General features: G+C 71.0%; 25 protein-coding genes and 3 pseudogenes. 14 read left to right on the forward strand and 14 right to left on the reverse strand.

All coding sequences use genetic code 11. From position 1 onward, the window contains the following. Nucleotides 1–397: 397 nt before the first annotated feature. The 4 genes and pseudogenes from PUR53_RS18215 (at nt 398) to PUR53_RS18235 (ending at nt 4,380) form a co-directional block, all read left to right on the forward strand. Nucleotides 398–1,348 (forward strand): alpha/beta hydrolase, encoded by a 951-nt coding sequence (locus PUR53_RS18215; protein WP_329900724.1) that lies wholly within the window; start codon nt 398–400, stop codon nt 1,346–1,348. A 40-nt stretch (nt 1,349–1,388) separates the two neighbouring features. Then, nucleotides 1,389–2,057 (forward strand): annotated as a pseudogene (locus tag PUR53_RS18220) (oxidoreductase); the annotation flags it as partial. An 11-nt stretch (nt 2,058–2,068) separates the two neighbouring features. Continuing rightward, nucleotides 2,069–2,838 (forward strand): IS5 family transposase gene (locus PUR53_RS18225; protein WP_329908908.1). Its coding sequence is split into 2 segments (ribosomal slippage): nt 2,069–2,387 and nt 2,387–2,838, totalling 771 coding nucleotides; the frame shifts between segments, so codons are not numbered across the junction. A 333-nt stretch (nt 2,839–3,171) separates the two neighbouring features. Further along, nucleotides 3,172–4,380 carry a cytochrome P450 gene (locus PUR53_RS18235; RefSeq protein ID WP_329900722.1) on the forward strand — a complete coding sequence of 403 codons (1,209 nt, stop codon included), beginning with the start codon at nt 3,172–3,174 and terminating at the stop codon, nt 4,378–4,380. A 57-nt stretch (nt 4,381–4,437) separates the two neighbouring features. Here PUR53_RS18235 and PUR53_RS18240 read toward each other — a convergent pair whose 3' ends face one another. The 3 genes from PUR53_RS18240 to PUR53_RS18250 are packed head-to-tail and all read right to left on the reverse strand — an operon-like array spanning nt 4,438 to nt 5,260. Beyond that, complete coding sequence (locus tag PUR53_RS18240; RefSeq protein WP_329900721.1) at nt 4,438–4,707, reverse strand: DUF6417 family protein; 270 nt, start codon at nt 4,705–4,707, stop codon at nt 4,438–4,440. A gap of 11 nt (nt 4,708–4,718) precedes the next feature. Next, entirely contained in the window at nt 4,719–5,117 is a 399-nt protein-coding gene (locus PUR53_RS18245) for a hypothetical protein (RefSeq protein ID WP_329900720.1), read from the reverse strand. Beyond that, entirely contained in the window at nt 5,114–5,260 is a 147-nt protein-coding gene (locus PUR53_RS18250) for a hypothetical protein (protein ID WP_443078281.1), read from the reverse strand. Before PUR53_RS18250 ends, PUR53_RS18245 begins: the two co-directional genes overlap by 4 nt. A gap of 29 nt (nt 5,261–5,289) precedes the next feature. Here PUR53_RS18250 and PUR53_RS18255 point away from each other — a divergent pair, with 29 nt between their 5' ends. Beyond that, nucleotides 5,290–5,961, forward strand: a complete 672-nt coding sequence (locus PUR53_RS18255; RefSeq protein WP_329900719.1) for a hypothetical protein — start codon at nt 5,290–5,292, stop codon at nt 5,959–5,961. A 358-nt stretch (nt 5,962–6,319) separates the two neighbouring features. Here the strand turns inward: PUR53_RS18255 and PUR53_RS18260 are convergent, their stop codons facing one another. Beyond that, nucleotides 6,320–8,260 (reverse strand): AfsR/SARP family transcriptional regulator, encoded by a 1,941-nt coding sequence (locus PUR53_RS18260; RefSeq protein WP_329908909.1) that lies wholly within the window; start codon nt 8,258–8,260, stop codon nt 6,320–6,322. Nucleotides 8,261–8,372: 112 nt separating this feature from the next. Here PUR53_RS18260 and PUR53_RS18265 point away from each other — a divergent pair. From PUR53_RS18265 to PUR53_RS18285, 5 genes and pseudogenes are all read left to right on the forward strand, one after another. Further along, nucleotides 8,373–8,603 (forward strand): annotated as a pseudogene (locus PUR53_RS18265) (alpha/beta fold hydrolase); the annotation flags it as partial. Between the two features lies 1 nt (nt 8,604). Continuing rightward, nucleotides 8,605–8,856, forward strand: coding sequence for a hypothetical protein (locus PUR53_RS18270; protein WP_329901076.1), 252 nt, complete (start codon nt 8,605–8,607; stop codon nt 8,854–8,856). A gap of 306 nt (nt 8,857–9,162) precedes the next feature. Then, nucleotides 9,163–9,471: a (2Fe-2S)-binding protein gene (locus PUR53_RS18275; RefSeq protein ID WP_329908910.1), complete on the forward strand. Its 309-nt coding sequence runs from the start codon at nt 9,163–9,165 to the stop codon at nt 9,469–9,471. Nucleotides 9,472–9,484: 13 nt separating this feature from the next. Beyond that, nucleotides 9,485–10,018, forward strand: coding sequence for an AAA family ATPase (locus PUR53_RS18280; protein WP_329908927.1), 534 nt, complete (start codon nt 9,485–9,487; stop codon nt 10,016–10,018). 46 nt (nt 10,019–10,064) lie between these two features. Then, nucleotides 10,065–10,592, forward strand: coding sequence for an SMI1/KNR4 family protein (locus PUR53_RS18285; RefSeq protein ID WP_329900718.1), 528 nt, complete (start codon nt 10,065–10,067; stop codon nt 10,590–10,592). Nucleotides 10,593–10,692: 100 nt separating this feature from the next. On the opposite strand, the gene PUR53_RS18290 is transcribed toward PUR53_RS18285, so the two are convergent. Then, complete coding sequence (locus PUR53_RS18290; RefSeq protein ID WP_329908911.1) at nt 10,693–11,433, reverse strand: DUF1963 domain-containing protein; 741 nt, start codon at nt 11,431–11,433, stop codon at nt 10,693–10,695. A gap of 10 nt (nt 11,434–11,443) precedes the next feature. Here PUR53_RS18290 and PUR53_RS18295 point away from each other — a divergent pair, with 10 nt between their 5' ends. After that, on the forward strand, nt 11,444–11,572 hold the full coding sequence (locus PUR53_RS18295) for a hypothetical protein (RefSeq protein ID WP_329908912.1): 129 nt from the start codon (nt 11,444–11,446) through the stop codon (nt 11,570–11,572). 61 nt (nt 11,573–11,633) lie between these two features. Here PUR53_RS18295 and PUR53_RS18300 read toward each other — a convergent pair whose 3' ends face one another. Together PUR53_RS18300 and PUR53_RS18305 are read right to left on the reverse strand one after the other, a co-directional pair. Then, nucleotides 11,634–12,386, reverse strand: coding sequence for a nuclear transport factor 2 family protein (locus PUR53_RS18300; RefSeq protein ID WP_329908913.1), 753 nt, complete (start codon nt 12,384–12,386; stop codon nt 11,634–11,636). 22 nt (nt 12,387–12,408) lie between these two features. Beyond that, nucleotides 12,409–13,275, reverse strand: a complete 867-nt coding sequence (locus PUR53_RS18305) for an SDR family oxidoreductase (RefSeq protein WP_329908914.1) — start codon at nt 13,273–13,275, stop codon at nt 12,409–12,411. Between the two features lie 77 nt (nt 13,276–13,352). On the opposite strand from PUR53_RS18305, the gene PUR53_RS18310 reads away from it, so the two are divergent. Together PUR53_RS18310 and PUR53_RS18315 are read left to right on the forward strand one after the other, a co-directional pair. Then, on the forward strand, nt 13,353–14,114 hold the full coding sequence (locus tag PUR53_RS18310; protein ID WP_329908915.1) for a helix-turn-helix domain-containing protein: 762 nt from the start codon (nt 13,353–13,355) through the stop codon (nt 14,112–14,114). Nucleotides 14,115–14,201: 87 nt separating this feature from the next. Further along, nucleotides 14,202–14,945 carry a FadR/GntR family transcriptional regulator gene (locus PUR53_RS18315; RefSeq protein ID WP_329908916.1) on the forward strand — a complete coding sequence of 248 codons (744 nt, stop codon included), beginning with the start codon at nt 14,202–14,204 and terminating at the stop codon, nt 14,943–14,945. Nucleotides 14,946–15,049: 104 nt separating this feature from the next. Here PUR53_RS18315 and PUR53_RS18320 read toward each other — a convergent pair. The 5 genes and pseudogenes from PUR53_RS18320 to PUR53_RS18340 form a co-directional block, all read right to left on the reverse strand. Further along, a pseudogene (locus tag PUR53_RS18320) lies at nt 15,050–15,511 on the reverse strand (GNAT family N-acetyltransferase); the annotation flags it as partial. Between the two features lie 13 nt (nt 15,512–15,524). Continuing rightward, a complete protein-coding gene (locus PUR53_RS18325) occupies nt 15,525–16,136 on the reverse strand; it encodes a GTP-binding protein (protein ID WP_329908917.1) in 612 nt (203 codons plus the stop codon). Continuing rightward, nucleotides 16,084–16,530: a DUF742 domain-containing protein gene (locus PUR53_RS18330; protein WP_329908918.1), complete on the reverse strand. Its 447-nt coding sequence runs from the start codon at nt 16,528–16,530 to the stop codon at nt 16,084–16,086. Before PUR53_RS18330 ends, PUR53_RS18325 begins: the two co-directional genes overlap by 53 nt. Before the next feature lie 29 nt (nt 16,531–16,559). Further along, nucleotides 16,560–17,036, reverse strand: coding sequence for a roadblock/LC7 domain-containing protein (locus PUR53_RS18335; RefSeq protein ID WP_239750102.1), 477 nt, complete (start codon nt 17,034–17,036; stop codon nt 16,560–16,562). After that, nucleotides 17,017–19,449 (reverse strand): sensor histidine kinase, encoded by a 2,433-nt coding sequence (locus PUR53_RS18340; RefSeq protein ID WP_329908920.1) that lies wholly within the window; start codon nt 19,447–19,449, stop codon nt 17,017–17,019. The genes PUR53_RS18335 and PUR53_RS18340 overlap by 20 nt, the downstream gene beginning before the upstream one ends. A gap of 366 nt (nt 19,450–19,815) precedes the next feature. Here PUR53_RS18340 and PUR53_RS18345 point away from each other — a divergent pair, with 366 nt between their 5' ends. Continuing rightward, nucleotides 19,816–20,958 (forward strand): substrate-binding domain-containing protein, encoded by a 1,143-nt coding sequence (locus PUR53_RS18345; protein ID WP_329900707.1) that lies wholly within the window; start codon nt 19,816–19,818, stop codon nt 20,956–20,958. Nucleotides 20,959–21,058: 100 nt separating this feature from the next. Here PUR53_RS18345 and PUR53_RS18350 read toward each other — a convergent pair whose 3' ends face one another. Beyond that, nucleotides 21,059–22,468: a serine/threonine-protein kinase gene (locus PUR53_RS18350; RefSeq protein ID WP_329908921.1), complete on the reverse strand. Its 1,410-nt coding sequence runs from the start codon at nt 22,466–22,468 to the stop codon at nt 21,059–21,061. Next, nucleotides 22,465–23,331, reverse strand: a complete 867-nt coding sequence (locus tag PUR53_RS18355) for a serine/threonine protein kinase (RefSeq protein ID WP_443078280.1) — start codon at nt 23,329–23,331, stop codon at nt 22,465–22,467. Before PUR53_RS18355 ends, PUR53_RS18350 begins: the two co-directional genes overlap by 4 nt. Nucleotides 23,332–23,408: the final 77 nt, after the last annotated feature.

Consider the following 23,408-nt stretch of genomic DNA (forward strand, 5'->3'; position numbering starts at 1 on the left):
CGAGGTGACCGCGGCGGTGACCGAGCCGGTCGACGTCGTGCTCAACCTCGCTCCGGTCGACCCGGCCACGCTGCCCGGCCTGATCCGTTCCGGTGGAGTGCTGGTGAACACCACCGCGTGGATGCCCGCCCCCTCCGACGAGGAGCGCAGCGTGCGCGGCATCGACCTGTTCGTCAACAGCGACGCCGCTCCAGTTGTCGCGGCTGGTGGCGCTGGTCGACTCCGGCGAACTGCGCGTCGACGTGGCGCAGCTAGTGCCGCTGGCCGAGCTGTCGGCCGTCCACAACCGGGCCGCCCAGGGTGCGTTGCTCGGCAAGATCATCATCGTCTCCCCACTGCCTGACATCCCGTCATCTCCCATCAGAACAGTCCAGAGCAGGACGGTTAGGAAAAGACCATGTCACTTTCGCTGGATCCCGAGATCGCCGAGGCACTGGCCCCGATGGCCGGTGCGATGGCGGACGCCCCACCGCTGGCGGTGGGCGACATCGAGGGCCGCCGCGTCCTGTGGGAGCCGATCATCGGCGCTGCGGGAACCGCCCAGCCCGTCCCGGCTGATGTGACGACCAGCGAGCACCACGCGACCGCCGACGACGGCACCCGGATCACCATGCGCTGGTACACCAAGGACGGCGCCGCACCGGGCCCGGCCGTGCTGTTCTTCCACGGCGGCGGATACATCTTCGGCCACATCGACCTGTTCGACGGACCGGTCTCCCGCTACGTGTCCGCCAGCGGCGTGCCGATGCTGTCGGTCGAGTACCGCCGCGCACCCGAACACCCCTTCCCGGCCCCGCTCGAGGACGCTTACACCGCGCTGAGCTGGTTGCACGAGCACGCGTCCGCGCTGGGCGTCGACCCCGGCCGGATCGGTGTGATGGGCGACAGTGCCGGCGGCGGCATGGCCGCGGCCGTGTCGATCCTCGCCCGCGACCGCGGCGGCCCGAAGATCGCCCGCCAGATCCTCATCATGCCCATGCTCGACGACCGCACCACCACCCCCGACCCGCACATCGCGCCCTACGTGTTGTGGTCCTATGACGACAGCCGCACCGCCTGGCCGGCTCTGCTCGGTGAGGCCGTCGGCGGGCCCGACGTCCCGGCCACGGCGGCCCCGGCCCGCCTCGAGGACGCCACCGGACTGCCCCCGGCCTACATCGAGGTCGGCCAGCTCGACGTCTTCCGTGACGAAGACACCGCCTACGCGACCAAGCTCAGCCGGGCCGGGGTGTCCGTGGAATTCCACCTGCACCCCGGTGCCCCGCACGAGTTCGACTCCATCGCCTTCACCTCCGACGTCGCCCGGCGTGCCATCGCCGATCGGGTCCGGGTGCTCAAGTCGATCTGAACCGCGACCACCCAGCCACCCACTGCACGGAAAGAACACAATGACTCTGACTCTCTGGACCCCCGTCACCGTCGGCGCGATCGAGCTTCCGCATCGCCTCGTGATGGCTCCGATGACCCGTGACCGCTCGCGGGCGGACTGTGTCCCCACCGACCTCAACCGCGAGTACTACCGTCAGCGCGCCTCAATGGCCCTCATCATCACCGAGGGCACCCAGCCCTCCGCCGGCGGACAGGGTTACATGCTGACGCCCGGCATCTGCACCGAGGCGCACATCGCCGGCTGGCAGGAGGTCACCGGCGCCGTGCACGCCGCCGGCGGCTGCATCGTCGTCCAGCTCATGCACACCGGCCGCATCTCGCACCCCGACAACACCCCGCACGGCCGCCAGCCGGTCGCCCCCTCGGCCGTACGGCCCCAGGGCGGCATGTACACCGCCTCCGGCCTGCAGGACATGCCCACCCCACGGGCGCTGACCACTGGAGAGGTCGCAGGTGTGGTGGACGAGTTCCGGCACGCGGCGTCGGCGGCCGTCGCCGCCGGCTTCGACGGCGTCGAGATCCACGGCGCCAACGGCTACCTCGTCCACCAGTTCCTCGCCGGCAACACCAATCAGCGCACCGACCGCTACCGCGGCCCGATCGCCAACCGCATCCGCTTCGCCACCGAGGTCGCGTCCGCGGTGGCCGACGAGATCGGCGCCGAACGCCACCGGATGAATTGTGGGAGCTGTTCGAGCGGGTGGTCCCGCCTGCTCCATCGCGGCCGCAGGGCGGCGGTCGGCGGCGATACGGGGATCGCGAGGTGCTGGCCGCGATCATCTTCGTGGCCACGACGGGCTGTACCTGGCGGCAGTTGCCGCCGGTCTTCGGCCCTTCAGGGCCGACCGCGCACCGGCGCTTCATCGAGTGGAGTGCCGCCCGGGTCTGGGCGAAGCTGCACCGCCTCATCCTCGACGAGCTGGGCTCGCGCGGAGACCTGGACTGGTCGCGGTGTGCGATCGACTCGGTGAACATGCGGGCCCTGAAAGGGGGGACCTGACAGGTCCGAATCCTGTGGACCGGGGCGAGAAGGGCTCGAAGATCCACTTGATCACCGAGCGGACCGGTTTACCCCTCTCGATCGGGATCTCCGGCGCGAACCTGCACGACAGCCAGGCACTCGAGCCGCTCGTGCGCGGCATCCCGCCGATCCGCTCTCGCCGCGGCCCGCGCAGGCGACGGCCCGCCAAACTGCACGCGGACAAGGGATACGACTACGACCACCTGCGCCGCTGGCTACGCAAGCGAGGCATCCGGCACCGCATCGCCCGCAAGGGCATCGAGTCCTCCACCCGACCGGGCCGGCACCGCTGGACGATCGAGCGCACGATGTCCTGGCTGGGCGGCTGCCGTCGCTTACACCGCCGCTACGAACGCAAGGCCGAACACTTCCTGGCCTTCACCGCCATCGCCTGCAGCCTCATCTGCTACCGCAGACTCACCAAATGAGACGACGTCTAACTGATCATTTAGGAATGAGGTTCGGAGCCGTCTCAAGCAGATGATGCTGCAGGCGAGTTGGAGCAGTCCGAGGTGGAGGTCGGCTCGTATCTCGTAGCGGATCCGCAGGGTGGCGCTCACAGTCACGCGGGCGGCCGGGGTACCTATCCGCCGCCGGTAGGACGGAGGGGTACGGGGCGCCCGGTCGCGTAGGCGGCGAGACTCGGGATGCTCCCGGTCACCTGTACCGGGTCCATGCCGCCAGGCACGCCCAGAACCAGGTCCGGCTGCTGTCCTCGGCTCCAGCCCGGCATATCGGAGCGATTTGTTAGCGTCAGCAGCGTGAACGGTTCATCCCTGCCCGACAGGCGCGCCACGAGCGTCGTCGAATCCTGTCCGCTCGGTGCCACGACCACGCTCGCAGAACTCGCCCGGGACCCGCATCCGCGGCTGGCGCTGCTGCGTGCGCGGGAGCCGGTGTCCTGGGTCCCCGAGTTGGACGGCTGGCTGGTGACCCGCCGTGATCTCGCCCTCAGCGTGATGCGGGACGCCGCGACCTTCACTGTCGATGACCCCCGGTTCTCCACCGCACAGATCGTCGGCCCCAGCATGCTCTCGCTCGACGGCGACCAGCACACCCGGCACCGAGAGCCCTTCAACTCCCCCTTCCGTCCCCGGGCCGTGCGTGACGGTTTCGCCGCGTTCATAGAGCGGGAGACCGACAGGCTCATCACCGGGCTGGAGCCGGCGGGCGCCGTCGACCTGCGACGTGCCTTCGCCGGCCCCCTTGCGGTCGCGGTCGTGACCGAGGCGCTGGGGCTGGTCGGCACCGACGGGGAGACAGTGCTCGCCTGGTACGACTCCATCGTGCAGTCGGTCTCGGACATCACCGCCGGCCACGAGGCGGGCCCCGCGGGTCTCGCGGCGTACGCGCAGCTGAGAACTGCGGTGGAAGTCACCGTGGCCGACCGGCACGCTTCCTCTCTCCTGGTCTCGGCCGCCGGGCAGCTGACAGTGCCCGAGGTGGCATCCAATGCCGCCGTACTGATGTTCGGAGGCATCGAGACCACCGAAGCGATGATCACCAACGCGCTGCTGCACCTGCTGCGACACCCCGACCAACTCGCCCTTGTCCGGGCCAACTCCGACCTGCTGGACGGCGCGATCGAGGAATCCCTGCGCCTCGAACCCGGCGCGGCGGTCGTGGACCGCTACGCCACCCGTGACACCGTCCTCGGCCCGGCCACGATCCACCGCGGCGACCTCGTCACCGTCTCCCTGACCGGGGCCAACCGCGACCCGGCCGTCTTCTCCGACCCCGACCTGTTCGACGTCCGCCGCGAGAACGCGCGTCTGCAACTGGCCTTCGCACACGGCCCGCACTACTGCCTCGCGGCGCACCTCGCCCGACTGGAGACCCGCATCGCCCTCCAGCACCTACTCGAACGCCTCCCCGCACTGCGCCTCGACCCTGGCCACCCCGCGGCCCCCTACGGGCTGGTCTTCCGCAAACCCACCACCCTGCATGTGCGGTGGGACCAAGCGGCCTGACCCACGACACCGGAGACGACTCCACACGAGTCCACATACGTCGCAGGGCAGAACCCCCTACAAACGGGCTACCGACCGGGAGTGTGGAGCGGGGTGGTGGGTGATGCCGTAGTTGCGGGCGAAGTGGTTGGCTTCCATCGCCGATCCAGTCATCCGATGCAGCCAGAGCCCGTACGCCACTGACTCCATCTGCTCGGCTGTCAAGTACAACAGCCACCGCCGCGCGCTGCGATCACAGCGGGCCGTACACGCCTGCTCCGCCAGCCCTGCCGCCACCGGCACCCGCAGCTGGCCGACCAGGCCGAGGAACAGACGCAGCGCCGCCATCTGAGTGGACGTTAAGTCCGCTTCTGGTAGCGGCCTCGTCCGGGTTGAGTGAGGAAGCCTTGGCGGGTGAGGCGTCCGAGGCGGCTGCGGGTGATGTTGACGGATGCCTCGTCGGTGGGCATGCCGAGGCGTTCGCGCAGCTCACGGGCTCGGAACTCTTGATCGGGATGCTGGTTGAAGGTCTTCACGATGGCCTGGTAGGCGGTGTTCGTCTCGGGTGGTGCGGGTTGGCCTGAAGCCGGTGCGAGTTCGGCGATGACCTTCCGGGTGGTGACCAGGTTCGCGAGTCGCGCTTCGGTCTCGGTCAGGGCGGCGGTCAAGTGCTGGATCTGGTCACGCAGTTCGTCGGCACGGGCTGCGGTCTTGTCGTGCTGGGCCTGGAGGTCGGCCAGGAGATCGAGGACGTTCACGCGGCCAGTCCGAGGGCGTCGCGCCAGGCTGGACTCGGTGTGGTGAGGCGGCGGGTCATGTTCGCGATCGAGGCCCAGTAGACGCGCGAGGCGGACGTGTCGGGCCGGTGATCGTACTCGCGGGCCAGTCTGCGGTGCAGCATCAACGTGCACATGGCTGTTGGGGGGACTGATGAGCGATTACTACGACATGGACGACAGCGCAGACGACTGGGGCAACGAACCCGAAAGCCCCGGAGGATCCGGAGAACTGGCGGTCAGTGAGGAATCCGACGACGGATGGGATGCTCTCCTGGTCGCCGTCGCAGCGGGAGGCGGGCTCCTGGCCTCGGCGTTCCTCGGCGCGGTAGGTACTCGTTTGGGCGAACAGAGTGTTCAGGCCGTACGCGACAGGCTGGGGCAGCGGGGTAGCCGTGCACGCACGCAGGACGCCATCTCGGCGGCTCCGGCCTTCCTGGGGGCGATACGAACGCTCGCCGCCGCCCGTCCCTCCGACGGCGGTGTGTTACGTCTGTCCACTGCACACAACGCCGTTGTCGTCGTTCACCCGTTGCTGCCCGCGAAGGCAGTTGCCCAGTTCGGTCGTCTGGACCTGGCTGATCCGGTGATCGCCGACTTGACTGTCACCTGGGAAAGCAGGGTGTGCGGCTACAACGTGCACGACATCTGGGTGGATTCCAGCGATGTATGGGCCACGTCCTCCAAGCGCGTGCGGGTGGACGACGGACGGGAACGCGTACTCCGGTACGTGTGGAACGATCGGGTGCTGCTCTGGCAGCGCTGCACCGACGAGCCGTGGAGGCCCAGCACCGACGCAGGGGGTCCAGGATCGCTATCAGACTGATCACGCTGCCGACGACACGGCAGCGCAGACGGCCCCCTCGAACAGCAATACCCAGCCGTGGACGGTGCACGTCGTCTCGGGTGGGGCGCGGGACGCCATGGGCAAAGAGCTGCTCCGGGCAGAGGAGGAGGGACGGACCTCCCGTTCTTGCCCGTCTTGATCGTCAGCTTCTTCGCGATGTCAGGGACGGGGACGCCCTCGTTCTTCAGTGCGACAGCGAAGGTGAGCATGTCGTCGTCGATGACCTTGGGACGTCCGCCGTGGTTGCCCTTGGCTGCGGCGGTCTGTTGGCCCTCCAGGGTCTTCTCCCGGATGTAATTGCGGTCGAGCGGGCTCGGCGTTCGCGGACTGCGGTCGCTTATCCCGCTCCGGCGCATGCCTCCGCCTCTGCCAGGTACCGCGCCACCGGGCCCAGGGTCAGCATTCCGCTGGCGGCGCCGGCGTGTTCTGCACAGGCATCACGCAGGGCAGCCGCAGCGTGCGCGGCGATTCCGCGCTCGCCGAGGCGTACGGCGGCGCGTGCGGTCAGGCACCACATGGCCTCCTGCATGTGGTCACGCGGTGGTTCGGGCACTGCAGCGAGGGCGGTACGGGCCTGCTCGCCCCGGTCCTGGGCGAGCAGCACGAGGGGTCGCGTCCAGGGCCTGTACGGGCCCCAGTCGAGGTGCGGGTCGGTGGGCGCGGGCCGGTCGTGCAGCAGGCGCAGTCCCAGTAGGGCGAGCGGGAACAGGCCGCGGTGCAGTCCCGGCATTCCGGCCGTCCGGAGGGCGTCCTCGGCAGCGCGGTAGTGCGCTGCTGCCGTGGCGGCGGTCGGTCCGCCGGGTTCGGCGCTGCGGGCGGCCGTGGCACGGGCCCTGAACCACCCGGTGAGGACGGAGACGAGGGGCGCCTCGGTGGTGCCGGCGAGCTGGTCGGCTGCATTGGCGTGTGAGGTCGCGGCGTCGAGGTCGCCGAGGGCCGAGGCGGATTGCAGGCGGACGAGTCGGCCGAGTACGGCGAAGTTCGGCAGCTCGTGCCGGGTGGCCAGGTCGAGGATCTCGGCGCCGGTCCTGTCCCGTGCTGCCGCGAGCCCGGGGCGGGTGAAGGACTGCAGGAAAACCCCGTTGAGGGCGAAGGCCAGCAGGGCGGGATCGGCCAGGTGCCGTGCCAACTCCTCTGCCTGTCGCGCCGCCTGCTGCGCGTGGTTCAGCTCGGTCCCGGACAGATCGGCGCTGCGGCTCTCGACACCGACCGTGGCCAGGAGGCGGGCGCGCAGGTCGGCGGGGCCGTCTGGGCCGAGCCCGGTGAGCGTGCGCTCGGCAGCCGCGACGACGGCGCGGGACTGCGCGGGGTCGTCGGCCCGGCTCCAGAGGGCGGGCACGTCGTAGGCGCCGATGATACGGGCGGTCAGGGAGAGGTCTCCCGTGCGTTCCGCCGCCTGGATGGCGGCGAGGCGGTCGCGCCGAGAGTGGACGAGGGCGTCGCCACCCGCCAGCGCGAGGGTGCGGGCCAGATCCACGGTGGTGCGCGGGCCGAGCCGGACACCAGGGCCGGTCCACGCGGTACGTGCTGCTTCGGGGGGGGGCGCGGACCCGTTGAGGATGTCCGTCTCCAGGCGCTGAAGGTCGCCACCGGGGTCGAGTCCGAGTTGGTCAACGAGCATCGCGCGGGCACGGCGGAGGGTGGCAAGCGCGTCGGCCTGGCGGCCCGCGCGGTACAGCGCGCGGGCAAGCAGCTCCCAGGCCGGCTCGCGCCACGGGTGTTCGGCGACATGGGCACCCAGTTCGGCGACGAGATCGGCCCCTTCCCCGGAGTCGAGGAGGATGCGGGCGCGCAGTTCCACCCCCTCCAACCTCAGTTCCTCCAGCCGGGTCCGCCCGCGCTGCGCCCATGCGGAGCCGGTCACATCGGCGTAGGCGGGTCCGCGCCAGGCCGCGAGTGCCGCGCCGAGGTCGGTCACCGCGGCGGGGTTGCGGCGGGCTCGGGCCAGGGTGTCCTGGAACCGACGGACGTCCACGTCCTCGCGCGACAGGCGCAGCGCGTAGCCGGGACCTTCGGTGACGATGACGCGCGGCGGATTGCGGGGCGGTCGGTCGGGTTCGAGGGCGCGGCGCAGCGCGGCGACGAACGTACGCAAAGCACCAACGGCGCGGGCAGGCGGATCGGTCCACAGGTCATCGACAAGGGTGTCGGTGGTGACCATCCGTCCCTCGGCGGCGACGAGCCGGGCGAGTACCTCACGATGGCGGGGTCCGCCCAGGTCAACCGGGCTGCCGTCGTCGCGGAAGGCCTGCACGGCACCGAGCACGTTGATTCGCATGCCCCCATCCTCCGCGCCAGGGGCCGGCTGCGCCCAACCGTACTGATCGGCTGCTGATCGCCGTCGCCCAAGCTGATCCGGTCAAGTCCCCCCAGCCGAAAAGACGACCTTCATGACGCTCACCATTCCCGGCTTCGATCACGTCCGCCTTCCCGGTGCGGACGGTGTGGAGCTGGCTGCAGCTGTCGGCGGCAGCGGCAGCCCGGTCGTGCTGTTGCACGGTTTTCCCCAGACCCACCTGATGTGGCGACACGTGGCCGAGCGGCTCGCCGACGAGCACACGGTGGTCTGTCCTGACCTGCGGGGCTACGGCGCCAGCGACAAGCCGGCGGCCACCGACCCACATGGCCGCCGACGTCGACCGCCTCCAGCTCTCCCGGTACTTCGAGGAGACCGACCCGGAGAACCGCCTGTTCCGGCGGACCGGACCCACGGGCCTACTCCTCGGCGAGCCCGGCTTCGCCGACCGCACCGGCATCCGGACCCACCTCGGCGACCCGGCCGTCACGGTCGACCGCCTGCACCGCCGGGTCACCACGGCCGCCGGCCGGGTCATCGACTACGACCACCTGCCCGGGTGGTCGCCGACCGACTGACCGGCGGCACACGGACCTTCACCGGCTGGGACACTGCGACCCGGCTGAAGCTGCTCGGCGTCGTGGTCGCCTCCCTCGGCGATCGGCTGGAGGAGACGACCGGGGCGTTCGAGGCCACGCACCTCGACACACGGGCCGGGATCCACCGCAGTCTGCGGGTCTCGGGCGACGGGCGGTTGCTCGGGGGGACGTTCGTCGGGGACTCCTCCGGCTACGCGGCGTTGCGCCCCCTGGTGGGCAGCGGCCGTCCGCTGCCCGCCCCCGTCGAGGAACTCGTCGTCCCCGGGCCGCCCGCCGGGGCGGCAGGTGGCCGTCGGACCCCTGCCGGACGAGACGGTGATCTGCCACTGCCACAACGTCCCGGCGGGCACGCTCCGCTCCGCCGTCCGCAGCGGCTGCACCGACCCGACGGCGCTACGGCACCGCACCCGCGCCGGCAGCGGCTGCGGAAGCTGCGCGGAGACCGTGGCCACACTGCTCGACGAAGGGCTGCCCACCCCCGGGAGCGGGGGAGTCCCGGGCGGCGGGGAATCTCCAGGCAGCGGGGAAGTCCTCGACGGCCGGGAATCCCCCGGCAGCGGAAATCGACCCTGCGCCAACACTGTTCATCGGTAGCGTGATCGTCGTGATGATGGGCACCGAAGAGACCCGACTGGTCGTGCTGCGCGGCAACAGTGCCTCGGGCAAGTCGTCCGTCGCGGCCGGCCTGCGGGAGAGGTTCGGCCGAGGACTGGCCCTGGTCGGCCAGGACAACCTCCGCCGCACGGTCCTCCACGAACACGACCGGCCGGGCGCGGCGAACATCGGCCTGATCGACCTGACGGCCCGCTACGCCCTCGACGCGGGGTTCCATGTCGTCGTCGAGGGCATCCTGTACGCCGACCGCTACGGCGACATGCTCGCCCGGCTCCGCGCCGACCATCGCGGCCCGACCCACGGCTACTACCTGGACGTCCCGTTCGACGAGACCCTCGCCCGGCACGCCACCAAGCCGATCGCCGACGTCGTCGACGGGACCCGGTTGCGGGACTGGTACCGGCCCCGGGATCTGCTGCCCGGCGGGATCGAGACCGTCATCGGCGCTGACAGCGCCCTCGGGGAGACCGTGGACCGCATCATGGCCGACACCGGCCTGGCCCGTCTGCCCGCGGTCGACCACTGACCGAGGCTCGGTCGTTCGCCGGCCGGCTTGTCGCTAACCTGTGCGAGTGACACCCGCCGATGATCGACGGTTCCCCGCCCCGCTCGCCGCAGCCCTGGCTGTTCCCTTCGTGTACGTGGGCGGTGACGGGATCGACCTCGAGCCGTTCGAGGCGTTCCTGTCCGCCGAGGACACCACCGACTGGTTCCGCGCCTGGACCGGCAACGGCGAACTCGACGGCGACGCCTTCCGCGTCTTCGGCCAGGACGGCACGGGCGGGTACGCGGCGTTCTGGCTGATCCGGCCGGGCCGCCCCCTGGCCGATCAACCCGTCGTCTTCCTCGGCTCCGAGGGCGAGACCGGTGTCGTGGCGCGCGACCTGGGGGACTTCCTGTGGTTGCTGGCCGGCGGATTCGGCCCCTGGGAAGCGGCCACCTCCTACGAACCCGACCGGATCCCGCGCCCGGATCCCCAGCTGAGGGCCGTCGCCGAACGGTTCGCACCGGACCGGCGTCGGCCGGCCGCCGCCGTGATCGAGCTGGCCACGGAGGAGTTCCCCGACTTCGACGACACCATCATGGCGCTCTGCCGCTGAGGCCGCGGATGCTGTTGGTCCCGTTGGTCCCGTTGGTCCTGTGGCCCGTTGGTGCCGTTGATGGCGCGCCTGACAGCGGCGGCACGGCCGTGCGGCTGCGTCAGCCGGCCATGTCGAAGCAGGCACGGGCCTCGGTGAAGCGGCCGGCGGCCAGGTCGTCCCGGCGAATGACCCAGTGGACGATGCCCAGTTCGCCCTCGGTCAGGTCCTCGCCCCCGACCTCCGCGAGCAGCACCCAGTCGCCCGGGCCGTGGTCGTGATCGGTGAGGGGATCCGCGTTCCAGACCCACGGATAGCCGCCTATCTGCACCGGCCCGTCCGTCTGCATCTCGCCGCAGGTCTTCCACCACACCGAGCCCAGCTCACCGCCGTGCGGGAACTCCTCCGTGTCGGAGCCGCGGTTGGGCAGCGAGGGGGAGATCGCCAGAAGGAGATCTTGGACCGGGTGGACCTGCGGCGGCCAGTCCCCGTCCGGGGCACGTTCGGAGACGGGCGTGCCGACCGGGACGTACACGAGCCGGGACCAGTCGTCGTCGCCCCACGGGTCCTCCGTGTCCGCGAAGAACAGCAGCGTGCCGTCCGCCGGCAGCGGGAGGTCCGTCGAGCCCGGTGGGATCGCCGCAAGGTCGACCGAGGCGAGGAACGGCAGGTCCGGCACGGGCTCGCCCTCCGGCAGAGCCGGCAGCCCGCCGAGCCGCCCCGCCACCACGCCGTCGGGCGGCCCCTGACCGGCCGGGCTCAGCATCACACAGGGCCGGACGGCCCCGAGCCACCGCTCGACCTCGTCCTCCGGTAACGCGCGGTCACGGGCTTCGTCACGGAAAGGGTCCATCGATTTCATCTGGTGGAGTATGGCAGCGCCGATCATCGCCGGGCCCCCTTTCGCCGGTGCAGCTCTGGAGGCCGCTCCCGACGCGGGCGCGACCAGGGACAGCCTCGGCTTCGCCCAGCAGCACCTCGGCGAACACACGACACTGTGACCGAGCGACCGAGGCCGCCGGGTCCTGATGAGGATCCAGGCGGTGTCGAGCCGGGCGTTCGTCAGAACAGGCCGTTGCCGTGCGGCAGTTCGGCGGGTACGGAGGCGATGACGTCCCAGTGCTCGACGATCCTGCCGTCCGCGACCCGGAAGAGGTCGTAGTAGGCGACCACCACGCCGAACTCGCCCTCGGACTGCGTCAGGACGAACTCGCCCTCGGCGATGATCCTTTGGACCTTCTTGTAGACGAGGTTCTTGCCCAGGTCGGCCCACCTGGCCGCGGCCGCCCCGAAGCCGTCGAGTCCGTCGGCGGCATCGGTGTTGTGCTGGTGGTAGGTCTCGGTGGAGATGTAGTCGGTGAGCACCGAGTGGTCGGCGCCGACGAGGACCTTCTCGGCGAACTCGGCCACCAGGGCGCGGTTGGCGTCGGTCCTGTCGGTCTCGGTGACGGCGGTGGAGCCGTCGGTCTGGGAGCGGCCGGAGACGGTGTTCCCGACCAGCGGGGTCAGGGCGTCCCAGTGCTCGGCCAGCTTGCCGTCGGCGTCGACCCGGAAGACGTCGAATCCGACGAGCGGGTCCGGGCCGAAGCCGTGGTAGGTGCCGTGCAGGGCGACCAGATCGCCGTCGGCGATGACCCGGGCGCCTTCGTAGCGGAAGTCCTCGCCGAGGCCGGCGACGAGGCCCCGCAAGGCCTCGGGCCCGTCGGCGGCGAGCGCGCTGTGCTGCTGGTAGTCGACGGCGACCCAGCGGTCCACGGCGCAGGGGCCCTTGTCACCCCGGAGGAACAGCGACCGCTGATAGTCAAAAAGCGACACGCCTGGTCTCTGGTGGAGTGGATCAGCGCGTCACGGCGCGGACGACGTCGGCGAGGGGCGTGGCGGGACGCCCGGTGAGACGGGGCACGGCATCACTGACGCCGTCGAGTTCACCAGAGGCGATGGCCGTGTAGGTGGACACCCAGGCATCCAACTGCCAGGCCGGAGCGCCGTAGGAGGCACGGGAGGCGTAGGCCTCCTCGACCGTCTCCTGCCGGTAGGTGACGGCGCGTCCGAGCTGCTCCGACAGGACGGTGGCCGCATCGTCCAGCGAGAGCGCCTCGGGTCCGGTCAGGTCGTACGTCATGCCCGCGTGGTCGTCCGGCCGCGACAGCACGGCGGTGGCCGCGTCGGCGATGTCGTCCTGGGCGACGAACGCGGCGCGCCCGCTTCCCGCCGGGCCGCGGATGACGCCCTCCTCGCCGGCCAGATCGGGGACGAACTCCGCGTAGAGGTTGTCCCGGAGGAAGGTGTACGCCAGGCCGCTCGCGCGGATGTGCTGCTCGGTGTGGAAGTGGTCGCGCGCCAGCGTGAAGGTGGCGTCGGGTGCCGCTCCGTAGAAGGAGACGTACACCAGGTGCCGCACACCCGCCTCCGCGGCGGCGTCCACGAACGTCTTGTGCTGGGCGAGCCGGTCGGCGCTCTCGGAGGCGGAGACCATGAAGAGGGTGCGGGCTCCGGCGAGGGCCTCCCGCGCGGCGTCCTGGTCGGCGTAGTCACCGCGCACGGCGACCGCCCCGGTCAGCCGAGGTGCTCGCTCCGGGCTGCGGGCCAGGAGTTTCTGCGGGATGCCTCGCTCGGCCAGTCGCCGGGCGACGCGCCCGCCGAGCCGACCGGTGGAGCCGGTGACGACCATCGTGGCGGCGGAATCTGCTGCTGTCTCGGACATGTGTACGCCTCTTCCTTTGGTGACGACGGTGAGCTTTCCACCGAGGGTGGGGTGGTAACTGCATAAACTTGCGGCTGATGATGGCCAAAAGCCGACACCATGCCCCGCGCGACATCCCGGAGATCCCGTTCTCCTCGCCCGCCGGCACGCCCGCAGGCGTCGAGGTCATGTCGCTGGCCGAGCTGCGGCGGCGCGTCTCCGAGCACACCCTCGCCCGGCCCCAGCGCCCCGACTTCCACCATCTACTCACGCTCACCACGGGCGGCCTCCGGCGCGTCGTCGACTTCGACGGCTACGCCCTGCGCCCGGGCTCCTGGCTGTGGGTACGCCCGGGCCAGGTGCACCAGTGGGGCGACCTCACCCGCGCCGAGGGCACCCTGATCCTCTTCCAGCAGGACGTGCTCGACCCGGCCACGGCGACAGCCGCCAGGGTCGACGATCCGCACGCACCGGTCGTCACCACTCCCGTCGCCGCCGACGCCGAGGCGGTGACCATGGCCGCGGACCACCTGAGTCACGAGTTCCAGTCGTTCGGCCACCTGCCCCTGGAGTTGCACATCGCGGCTCTGCGACACCTCCTCGCCCGGGCGACCCTGGCGGGCGCGGGGCTCAGCGCGAAGGAGTTCATCGACCGCCGGGTCGTGCTGGAGGCGAAGCGTCTGCTGGCGCACGGCGACGAGAGCGCGGCGCAGATCTCGGACCACCTCGGCTTCGTCACGCCCTCCCAGTTCAGCAAGTTCTTCATGCAACGCGCGGGCCGCACCCCGATCGACTTTCGCAACGAGGTCCGGGGACGCGCCGAGGAGCCAGAGGGGTCGGCGGCGCCCGGCCGGGGGTAGGGGCTCACCGAGGGCGGCGCGGACGTCATCAGTATCATCACCACCACGCTCGGCACCGGAAGCACGCACGCACGAAGAGGGGGCGCGGTGTCCCTCACGGACAAGGCCATCGAGCAGATTCGTGAGTTGATCCGGACCGGCGAACTGCCGCCCGGCTCGAAGCTGCCGCCGGAGCCCGATCTGGCGGCCCAGCTGGGGCTGTCCCGCAACCTGGCGCGCGAGGCGGTAAAGGCGCTGGCGGTCGCCCGTGTGCTGGAGGTCAAACGGGGCGACGGCACGTACGTCACCAGTCTGCAGGCGAGCGTACTGCTGGAGGGCCTCGGCGGTGCCGTGGAACTGCTCCAGGCCGACGCGGGCGCGCTGTTGGACCTGATGGAGGTACGGCGGCTGCTCGAACCCGCCGCCACCGGGCTCGCCGCGACCCGTATCACCGACGAGCAACTGGCCGAGGTCGAACACCACCTCGACGCCATGCGGCAGGCCCGTGACGACGTCGAACTGCTCAACGCGCACGACGCGGCCTTCCACCGCGCCGTGGTCGCGGCCACGGGGAACGAGTCCCTGCTGGCGCTGCTCGAAGGGGTCTCCGGCCGCACCCTTCGGGCCCGGATCTGGCGAGGCCGGGTCGACGCGCAGGTCGCCGCCAGGACCGTTCTGGAGCACGAGGCGATCCACGAGGCGCTGGCCGCCCGCGACGCCCCACTCAGCCAGGCGGCCGCGCTGCTGCACGTCAGCAACACGGAACGGTGGTTGCGCGACCACCTCGAGTCCGACGGCGCGCCTTCCGGTACCCCCACGAACGGCAGGCGACCAGATACGGCAGGCGCGTGACGCGGTGGTGGGTCAGCGTGGGTCGGTGCCCGACCTGGGCGGGCGCGGCGGTAGTAGAGCATCCCTTCGTGGTCCGGTTCCACGTCGGCGAGGGTGAAGCCGGCGGCTTCGGCGCAGTCGCGACTGGCGTGGTTGTCGGGCTCGATGCCGCAGAAGAACGACTGGACGTCGCCGACGTCGGGGTGCGTGAGCACCGCTCGGAGGGCCGTGCGACCGTGTCCCTGTCGCCACCGCTCGGGGTCGACCCCGTACGCCAGGCCCATGGCGCGCCGGGGGGCGGCGTCGGACAGGAGGGGACCCTCGGGGCCTTCGCCGTGGTAGCGGACCCAGCGGTCGTAGACGTCGCCGAGGACGAACGCGACCGGTGTGCCCGCCTGGTCCAGCCCGATCCACCCGTGGGAGCGCAGCACCGTCGCGCCGCGGAAGGGGGTGCCGGGGTCCTGACCGATCAGGTTCAGCTGCCGGTGGATCCAGGACCGGTCGCCCAGGCGACTCCGAACCTCGGGATGATCGAACCAGTGCTCGATCTGGTGTGCACCGGTTCGGGTCAACGGCTGCAGCCGCATCGGCGGGCGGCAGTCAGGTCGTCGCGGTCGCTTCGGCGCGGGTGAGGGCGACGTCGAGCACGACCAGGAGGGCGTCGCGCACGGAGCCGGTCCTGCGTGCGTCGAAGACGACGAGCGGGACGTGTTCGGCGATGTCCAGTGCCCACCGTACGTCGTCCAGGTCGTGTTCGACCTCCCCGTCGAAGGCGTTGACGGCGACGGCGAAGGGGATGCGCTTGTGCTCGAAGTAGTCGACGGCGGCGTAGCAGTCGTCGAGGCGGCGGGTGTCCACGATGACCAGGGCGCCGAGGGCACCTTCGACCACGTCGTCCCACATGAAGCCGAACCGGTCCTGGCCCGGTGTCCCGAACAGATACAGCTTCAGCGTCGGGTCGAGAGTGATGCAGCCGAAGTCCATGGCCACGGTGGTGGTGGTCTTGCCGGGTGTGTGGGTGAGGTCGTCGACGCCCGCCGCGACCTCGGTGATGGCGGCCTCCGTGGTGAGCGGCCGTATCTCGGAGATGGAGCCCACCGTGGTGGTCTTGCCGACCCCGAAGCCGCCGGCGACGACCAGCTTGACCGGCAGGGGCGGCTCAACCGCTGTCACGGAGCGTGTCCCGTGAGTCGGGGACGGCACGGAGACCATGGATGACCCTTCGCAGTACGGTGATGTCCTGGGCGGTCCCGGCGCCTGGCACATGGACCGCCAGGTGCCCGGCGGCACACAGGTCCTCGGCGAGCACCCGGACGACGTTGAGGTGCAGGCGCAGATGGGCGGCGAGTTCCGCCACGGACTGCGGCTGCCGGCAGGCGGCCACGATGTCGTGGTGTTCGAAGGCGAGCGTGCCGAGGACGGAGAGTCCGGCCGAGGTCGCCACGATCTGCGTCTCGATCGGGATCGGCGCCACCCTGCCCGCCCCCGACACCCGGCCGGCGGTCAGCAGGAACGGCCGGACGGCGGGGGCGCGGTCGACCGGTTCGGGCGAGCCGCCCATGCTGTCCTGTGCTGCTTCCAGTGGTTCTCGTCCAGCGTCGGCCATGACGACCTCCTGCCTCGCGGGGATGGGGGTCAGCCGGCCGGTGTGGAGCCGACGCTGTTCTTGAGTTCCATCACCAGTTGCGGGGTGAGCGCGGCCCCGGCGCGGTTGGCGAAAAGGGTCATCTCGTAGGCGATGTTGCCCAGTTTCGCCTCCTTGGAGGCGACCACTCCGAGTACGGCGCCGTTGCCGATGGCCGACACCAGCACATGGCCTCCCTCCAGGTCGATGATGACCTTGTTGAGGCCGCCCAGGCTGTAGTTGCCGGAGACGCCCGCGGCGAGACTCGTGACGCCGGACACGATCGCGGCGAGCCGCTCGGAGTCGGCCCTGTCGCGTAGTTGAGAGACGGCGATCAGCAGTCCGTCGGACGACACCGCGATGGCGTCCACGACCCCCGCGGTATCGGTGGCGAACCGGTCGAGCAGCCAGGTGAAGTCGGCCGCCGCGGTTCGCAGATCGGCGGGATTCGCCTGTTCGGAGGTGCTGTCACCTGTCGACGTCGTCACTGCCCGTCTCCTTCTGGCCTTCTGGGGATTCCGGTGTTGCGGTGGTGCCGGTCTCGTGCCGGGTCGCGGTCGCGTCCTGTTCCGCCCTGCGTACGGCGGCCTCGAACTCGTCGAGTTCCGAGCGGACGGCGTCGGCGTCCAGCGGCCGGCGCGGCGCCGGGGTGCCTCGGTCGGCCGCCGGGGTGGTCACGGTGAGCGTCGCGCCGCGGACCCGTCGCCGCAGGGGACGGGCGGCTGTCGGTGACGTCCCCTCGGGGGCGGCGGAGTTCGGGCCGAGGTGGGACGGTACGCGCCGGGGCAGGTCGCTGTGGGGTGTCACGATCGTCGGACGCCGTTCGGGAAGGGTCGCGGAGGCGGGTACCGGTACGGGTGCGGGGGCCGTCCCCTCGGGCCCTGTGGCGGGCGCCGCCCCCGTCCCGGACGTGGTGCCGTCGTCCGGCCCCATGGTCAGCAGGAGTTCGGAGGGGATCCAGACCGTGCCGGTGACGCCACCGCCCGGTGTACGGCTCAGGGTCACCTGAAGTCCGAGGTGGCGGGCGAGACTGCCGACCACGAAGAGGCCGAGCACCTTGGTCGGCACCAGGTCGAGCCGTTCCCGTCGGACGAGGCGGGCGTTCTCCTCGGCGAGACGCTCCCCGCTCATGCCGAGGCCGTGGTCGATGACCTCGATCAGCGCGCCGCCGTCCTCGGTGACATCGGTGCCGGGCCGCACGACCACTTCGACGGGGGTGTGGGACGGGGAGAAGGAGACGGCGTTCTCCAGCAGTTCGGCGAGCAGCAGTGTCAGATCGCCGATGATGTCGGGCCCGACGGTGATGTCCGTCTCGGACCGCAGGGACACCCGCTGGAACCCCTCGATGCGGCCGAGGCCGGAGCGTATGACGTCCGCCAGGGTGGTCGGCCGGGCCTCGACGTCCGTCTCCCGGATCCCGGCGAGCAACATCAGGCTGTCGGCGTTGCGCTGCAGCCGTACCGCGATGTGGTCGATGCGGTAGAGCCGGTCGAGGAGCTCGGGGTCGGTCTCCTCGCGTTCCACGGCGTCGATCAGGGACAGCTGGCGAGTGGTCAGATTGCTGACCCGGCGCCCGACATTGCCGAACATCTCGGCGACGTTGCGTCGGCTCAGCAACTGCCTCTCCAGCAGCGCGGCGGCGGTGACCTGCACATGATTGAACGCCTCGGCCAGTTCGCCGATGTCGTCGCGGACCGGGACCGGGATGGCCTGCGGCCGGAACGGGGCGGTGTCGGTGGACTCGTCGTCCGCCACGCGGGCCAGCTCCTCGCCCGCGGCCGCGACGACCCGCTGGGCGGAACCGGTCAGGGCCATGAGGGGGCGGACGACCGAGCGCCGGACCAGCACGCAGAACGCCAGCCAGGCGGCGAAGCCGAGCAACGCCAGAGCCAGCATCAGCCATGCCTTGTACAGGGCGTTCCCGGACAGGGCGTCGGCCTGGGCCGCGGTCTGCCTGATCAGGGTCCGGGTGATGCCGAGGCGGGTGTCGGCCTGCCGCTCTCCGGCGGCGATCTTCTCGCGCAGTTCGCCCGTGGTCTGCGACTGCAGTGATCCCGGATCGACCTGCAGTTCCGCGAACTGGGAGGTGAGGGCGTTCTGTTCGGCCCCGCGCTCGATACCGCCCATGAGCAGGATCTGCTTCGGCTCGGCGATACGGCCGAAGCGCTCGGACTGGTGGGTGAAGAGTTCATGGGCGCCGACGGCGCGTGTGTACTCGGTCAGGGCGTTCGCGTCACGGGTCTGCGCGGAGAACACGGCGCTCTCGAAGGCCGCGTGGGCCGCGTCCGCCCGCAGTACCGCGTCCAGCTGGTTGGTGACCGAGGACTGCGAGGACGCGGCGAAGCGGTCGAGGCCGATGCCGTCGATGAGGTAGCCGACCGCGGCGGCGTAGGCCGGGTCGATGTTGGCGGCCGGGACGTAGTCCCGGGCGAGCTTGTCGCGCAGGGAGTCCAGGCCGGCGATGTACTCGAGCGCCTGCTTCTCCTCGGCCGGCAGGCTCGACCCGAACGCGGACCGCACGGCCGCGGCCCGTTCGTCGGTGGCCTGTTGTGCCTCGCGGTATGCCGTCGTCGACGGCTGGGAGGCTCCGGGCCGGGCCGCTTCGTGCTGCACGGACAGCAACAGTGCCAGCCGGTGTTCGGCCTGGATGTCGTTGGCGAGCGCCGCGACCTGTTCGCTGTCCCGCACCAGTTCGGCGATCCGGTCGGCGTCGCGGACCTGGTCGATCTGACCTGTGACGCCGACGCCGAGGAGCGCGCCGACGACCGCCACGGGCGCGACGACGAGCACGTTGAGTTTTCGCCGGAACGGCCACCGGGCGAGAACGGAGACCGCCCTGCGGCGGAACACAGGAGTCCGGTCCGTGCGGCCGGGCGGCGGCTCCACCGTGTTCGTGGGCACGCTGACCTCCTTGGCTGTTCGGTGAGTGGTGACCGCGGTGTCGCCGGGCTCGAGCGATCGGACAGGGGGCACGAGCGATGGGATCGCGTCATGTGTCCGGATCAGGTCGGTCGGACACTATCGCCTGTGTGATCGCTTTGAGCCTGTGTGTAATCAAGAATTGATTACGAATTGTTCGCGGGTGCCTACTGAGCGGTAGCGCCTCCCGTGGAGCGACCCGTCAGGGGCCCTGCTACATTCCCACCGCGACACCCCGCCGGGCAGCGGCCCGAGGTGCTGCCGCCGTTGCGATTCCGGCCGTCCGTCGGCCTGTTCTCCTCCCCCCACGCAATCCGTACGCCCTCGTGCCCAGTTGAGGAGACCCCTGTGCACTCCACCCGCAGAGCGACCGCGGCAGCCGTCACGCTCCTGGTCGCGGCCACCACCGTGGCCGGCTGTGACAGCGGTTCGACCACCGACGCGTCCACCGTCGGTGCGCGGAAGCCGGGTTGTCCCGCTGTCCTCGCCGAGGCGAAGCAGGCGGTCAAGGAGGCCGAGAACATCAACGCCCCCTGGGGCGGCCCCACCACGGGACCGAAGGCCGTTCCCGGCAGGACCATCGCCTACGTCGCCCAGACCATGACCAATCCAGGTGTTTCCGGGGTCGCCAAAGGTGTCCAGGAGGCTGCCAAGGTCATCGGCTGGGACGTTCGCACCATCGACGGGCGAGGCACTCCTGCCGGTATCCGGGAGGCCTTCGCCGAGGCCCTCGCCCTGAAGCCCTCCGGCATCGTCATCGGCGGCTTCGACCCCAAGTCCGTGACCAGGCAGGTCCAGCAGGCGAACGCGGCGGGCATCCCGCTGATCGGCTGGCATGCCACCGCCACCCCGGGGCCCAGCACGCGTCCCAAACTCTTCAGCAACGTCACCACCAGGGTCGAGGACGTCGCGCAGATCAGCGCCGACTGGATCATCGCCCGCTCGGGCGGTCGCGCCGGGGTGGTGCTGTTCACCGACGCCTCCATACCCTTCGCCAAGCGGAAGTCCGACCTGATCAAGAAGCAACTCGCCACCTGCCCCGAGGTCGAGTTGCTGAGCTACGAGGACATCCCGATCCCGGAGGCCGGCAGCAGGACCGTCGACAGGGTCGCCGCCCTCCGGTCCCGCTTCGGCGACAGATGGTCCTACTCCGCCGCCATCAACGACCTGTACTTCGACCACGCGGCGCCCGCGCTGCGCGCCGCCGGGCACCAGGGCGGCGGTGCCCCGTACAACATCGGCGCCGGTGACGGCGATCCGTCGGCCTTCGAGCGGATCAACGGCAGGCAGTTCCAGTCCGCCACGGTGCCCGAGCCCCTGTCCGAACAGGGGTGGCAGATCGTCGACGAGTTCAACCGCGCCTTCGCGGGCGAGCCCGCCAGCGACTACGTCGCCCCCGTCCACATCACCACCGCCGCCAACAGCGGCGGAGCCCTGTCCTGGGACTCGGAGGGCTACCGCCAGGCCTACCGCAAGATCTGGGACAAGTAGCCACGGCGAAGGGCCGGGCGAACGGCAGGGCGAACGGCAGGGCGAAGGGCCGGGCATAAGGGGCTGGTTGCGGTGGACCACGAAGTGTCCGGGTAACGGCTCAGGAACACGTGGGCAGCACCGGACGATCCGGCGTCCGTACACCGGGCAGCCAGGCCGTGCTGCTCGGTGCCCCGTCCGGGAGGCGGACCCGGAACCAACCGGTGGAGCGGGTGCCGTTCTCGTCGGTGACCGGGGTCCCCCGGGGGAGGTGGCAGTCGACGGAGAGGACGTCGCCGTGCCACACCCGGGTCGCCACGACGTTCTCGACGGTGTAGGGAAGCGTGGGATCCACGGCCAGGCCGAGGCTGCACGCCGGGAGGCGGTCCTCGGCCCGGTCGCGGCACAGTTCCACGACGTTGTGCACGGTGATGCGGCCCGCCGGCCGGGATGTGTGCCCCTCCTCGTGCTCCTCTTCCGCGGCGTACGTCCAGCCGGCGGCGGCTACCCCGCAGAACGCGGCGGCGACGGCGAGGCCGAGGAGCGTCTTCTTCCGTGGTCCGCCGGACCTCGCCGCTACCGGAACCGAGGCCGTCCGCATGCGGTCGAGCAGGCTCTCGGCGGTGTGGACGGCGCGCTCGGCGCGCGTCGGGGCCAGGCAGTCGGCGGCCAACTCCCGCCACGGGGGAGGCAGCGCGTTGTCCAGTCGCAGTGGCGCGCGCCCTTGGGCGTACTCCTGCGCCGTTGCCCCGCGCGCCGTGGGTGTGGCCCCGGGGAAGGGTGAGGTTCCGTCGGCGAACATCTGGTGGATCATGATGCCGAGTGCCCAGATGTCGTCGCCGGGCCGCACCTGCACGCCGCGCTCGCCCAGTGGGGCTCTCCAGCGCTCGGGGGGCAGATAGTCGAGGGTGCCCAGGGGCGGTATGTAACCGTGGGTGCCGTGGGTGCTGTCCAACTCCGTGGCGAGACCGAAGTCGGAGAGCTTGACGGAGCCGTCGGCCATGATCAGTACGTTGTCGGGCTTGAGGTCGCCGTGCACCCAGCCGATGCCGTGCAGATGGGCCAGCCCCTCGCAGATCTCGGTCAGGAGCCGCGACTTCTCGCGCTCCGTCGGCCCCGGCCCGTCCCGTTCGAGGAACTGACGGAGGCTGTGCTCGGCCCGCTCCATGATCAGGACGACGGCTCCGTCGAGAACGGGGTCGCCGGGTTCACTGAGCACGACCGAGTCGAGCATCCGGATCAGCCGTGGATGGCGGGCCCGGCGCCCGAACTCGGTCTCCCGCCGGGCTGTCTCCACGAGAGCGCGCGCCTGACGCGGGGCGAGCCCGGCGGTGGGCAGGAACTTCAGCGCGACGACTTCGTCCCGCACGTCCTCCCGCACGTGCTCGCGCCCGTCTCGCGGGCCCGTGCCCGTGATGCTCGCGGGCCGGCCCTCGTAGACGGTGCCCCAGCCCCCGTTCGCGATCCGCTGTGCGACCTCCCAACCGCCCACCCGGTAGCCGGCCGGAAGCTGGTCCGAGGGCGCGCTCACTCGGCGCCCGCCCTCGCCCGTGCCCCGTCTGCCACGCGTGGCGGAAGCAGACCGAGGTGCTCCTCGCGGACCAGCCCGAAGCGCAGTGCGAGCCCGACGATCGACTCGCGCTTGCCGTTGCGGCGGGCGCCCTGCCCCGCGTCCGTGGTGGCGGGGCAGGCCAGCCGGAGTTTCTCCTCGGCGAGGTAGTCGATGTGGGAGCTGACCGCCCGGGCGGTGAGCCCTCGGTGCTCCGGATGGCTGCTGAGCCGTTCGACGACCTGGGGTGTGGTCGGCACGGCGATCGCCGACTCGTCGCGCAACCGGGGTTCGCAGAGCGCGACCAGAACCAGGAAGTAGAGGGCGGTCTCGTCCAGCGAGTAGGCGGTGAGGGTCTGCGTCCCCCACCGGTCGCCCGCGCCTCGTACGTGGTCGGGGTCGAGGTACACGTGATCCGGCGCGAACACCTGGAAGCTCACCGTCGTCCCTCGGGTCGGCAGGACGACCCGGGCGAACTCGAAGGGGATGGGTGCCCCTGCCCGGCGGGGTGGGACGCGTAAGTACTCTCCCGCCCCTTCCGGGTTCTCCACCAAGTAGCTCTGCGTGGCACTGAAGTTGCTCAGCTGCCAGTGGTCCTCGGTCACCCGTATCTCGCCCGCCAGCCGCGAGACCGCCGGATCACCGAGCCGCAGCTCCACCGGGCTGTCGGCCGAGCCGCGCCCGAAGCGGGCGACGTCACCCGCCCCGAGCCGCAGGGTCACCGGCCCCGCATCGCGCTCCGGTCGCCACCCGGCCCCGGCGTAGGTCCCGTTCCCCACGTCTTGGCCGGGGCCGCTCCTGTTCCGCTCTTCGTCTCTCGGAAGATGGATCACCACTCCGCTCATCCCTACGCCCCCGATCCTCACCGGCTCGCCCGTCGGCGCCGCTCAGTTTGACGCTCGTCCCCCGGAATGCGTTGTCC

It is taken from the genome of Streptomyces sp. SP18BB07 (assembly GCF_036322545.1).
Lineage (GTDB): Bacteria > Actinomycetota > Actinomycetes > Streptomycetales > Streptomycetaceae > Streptomyces > Streptomyces deccanensis.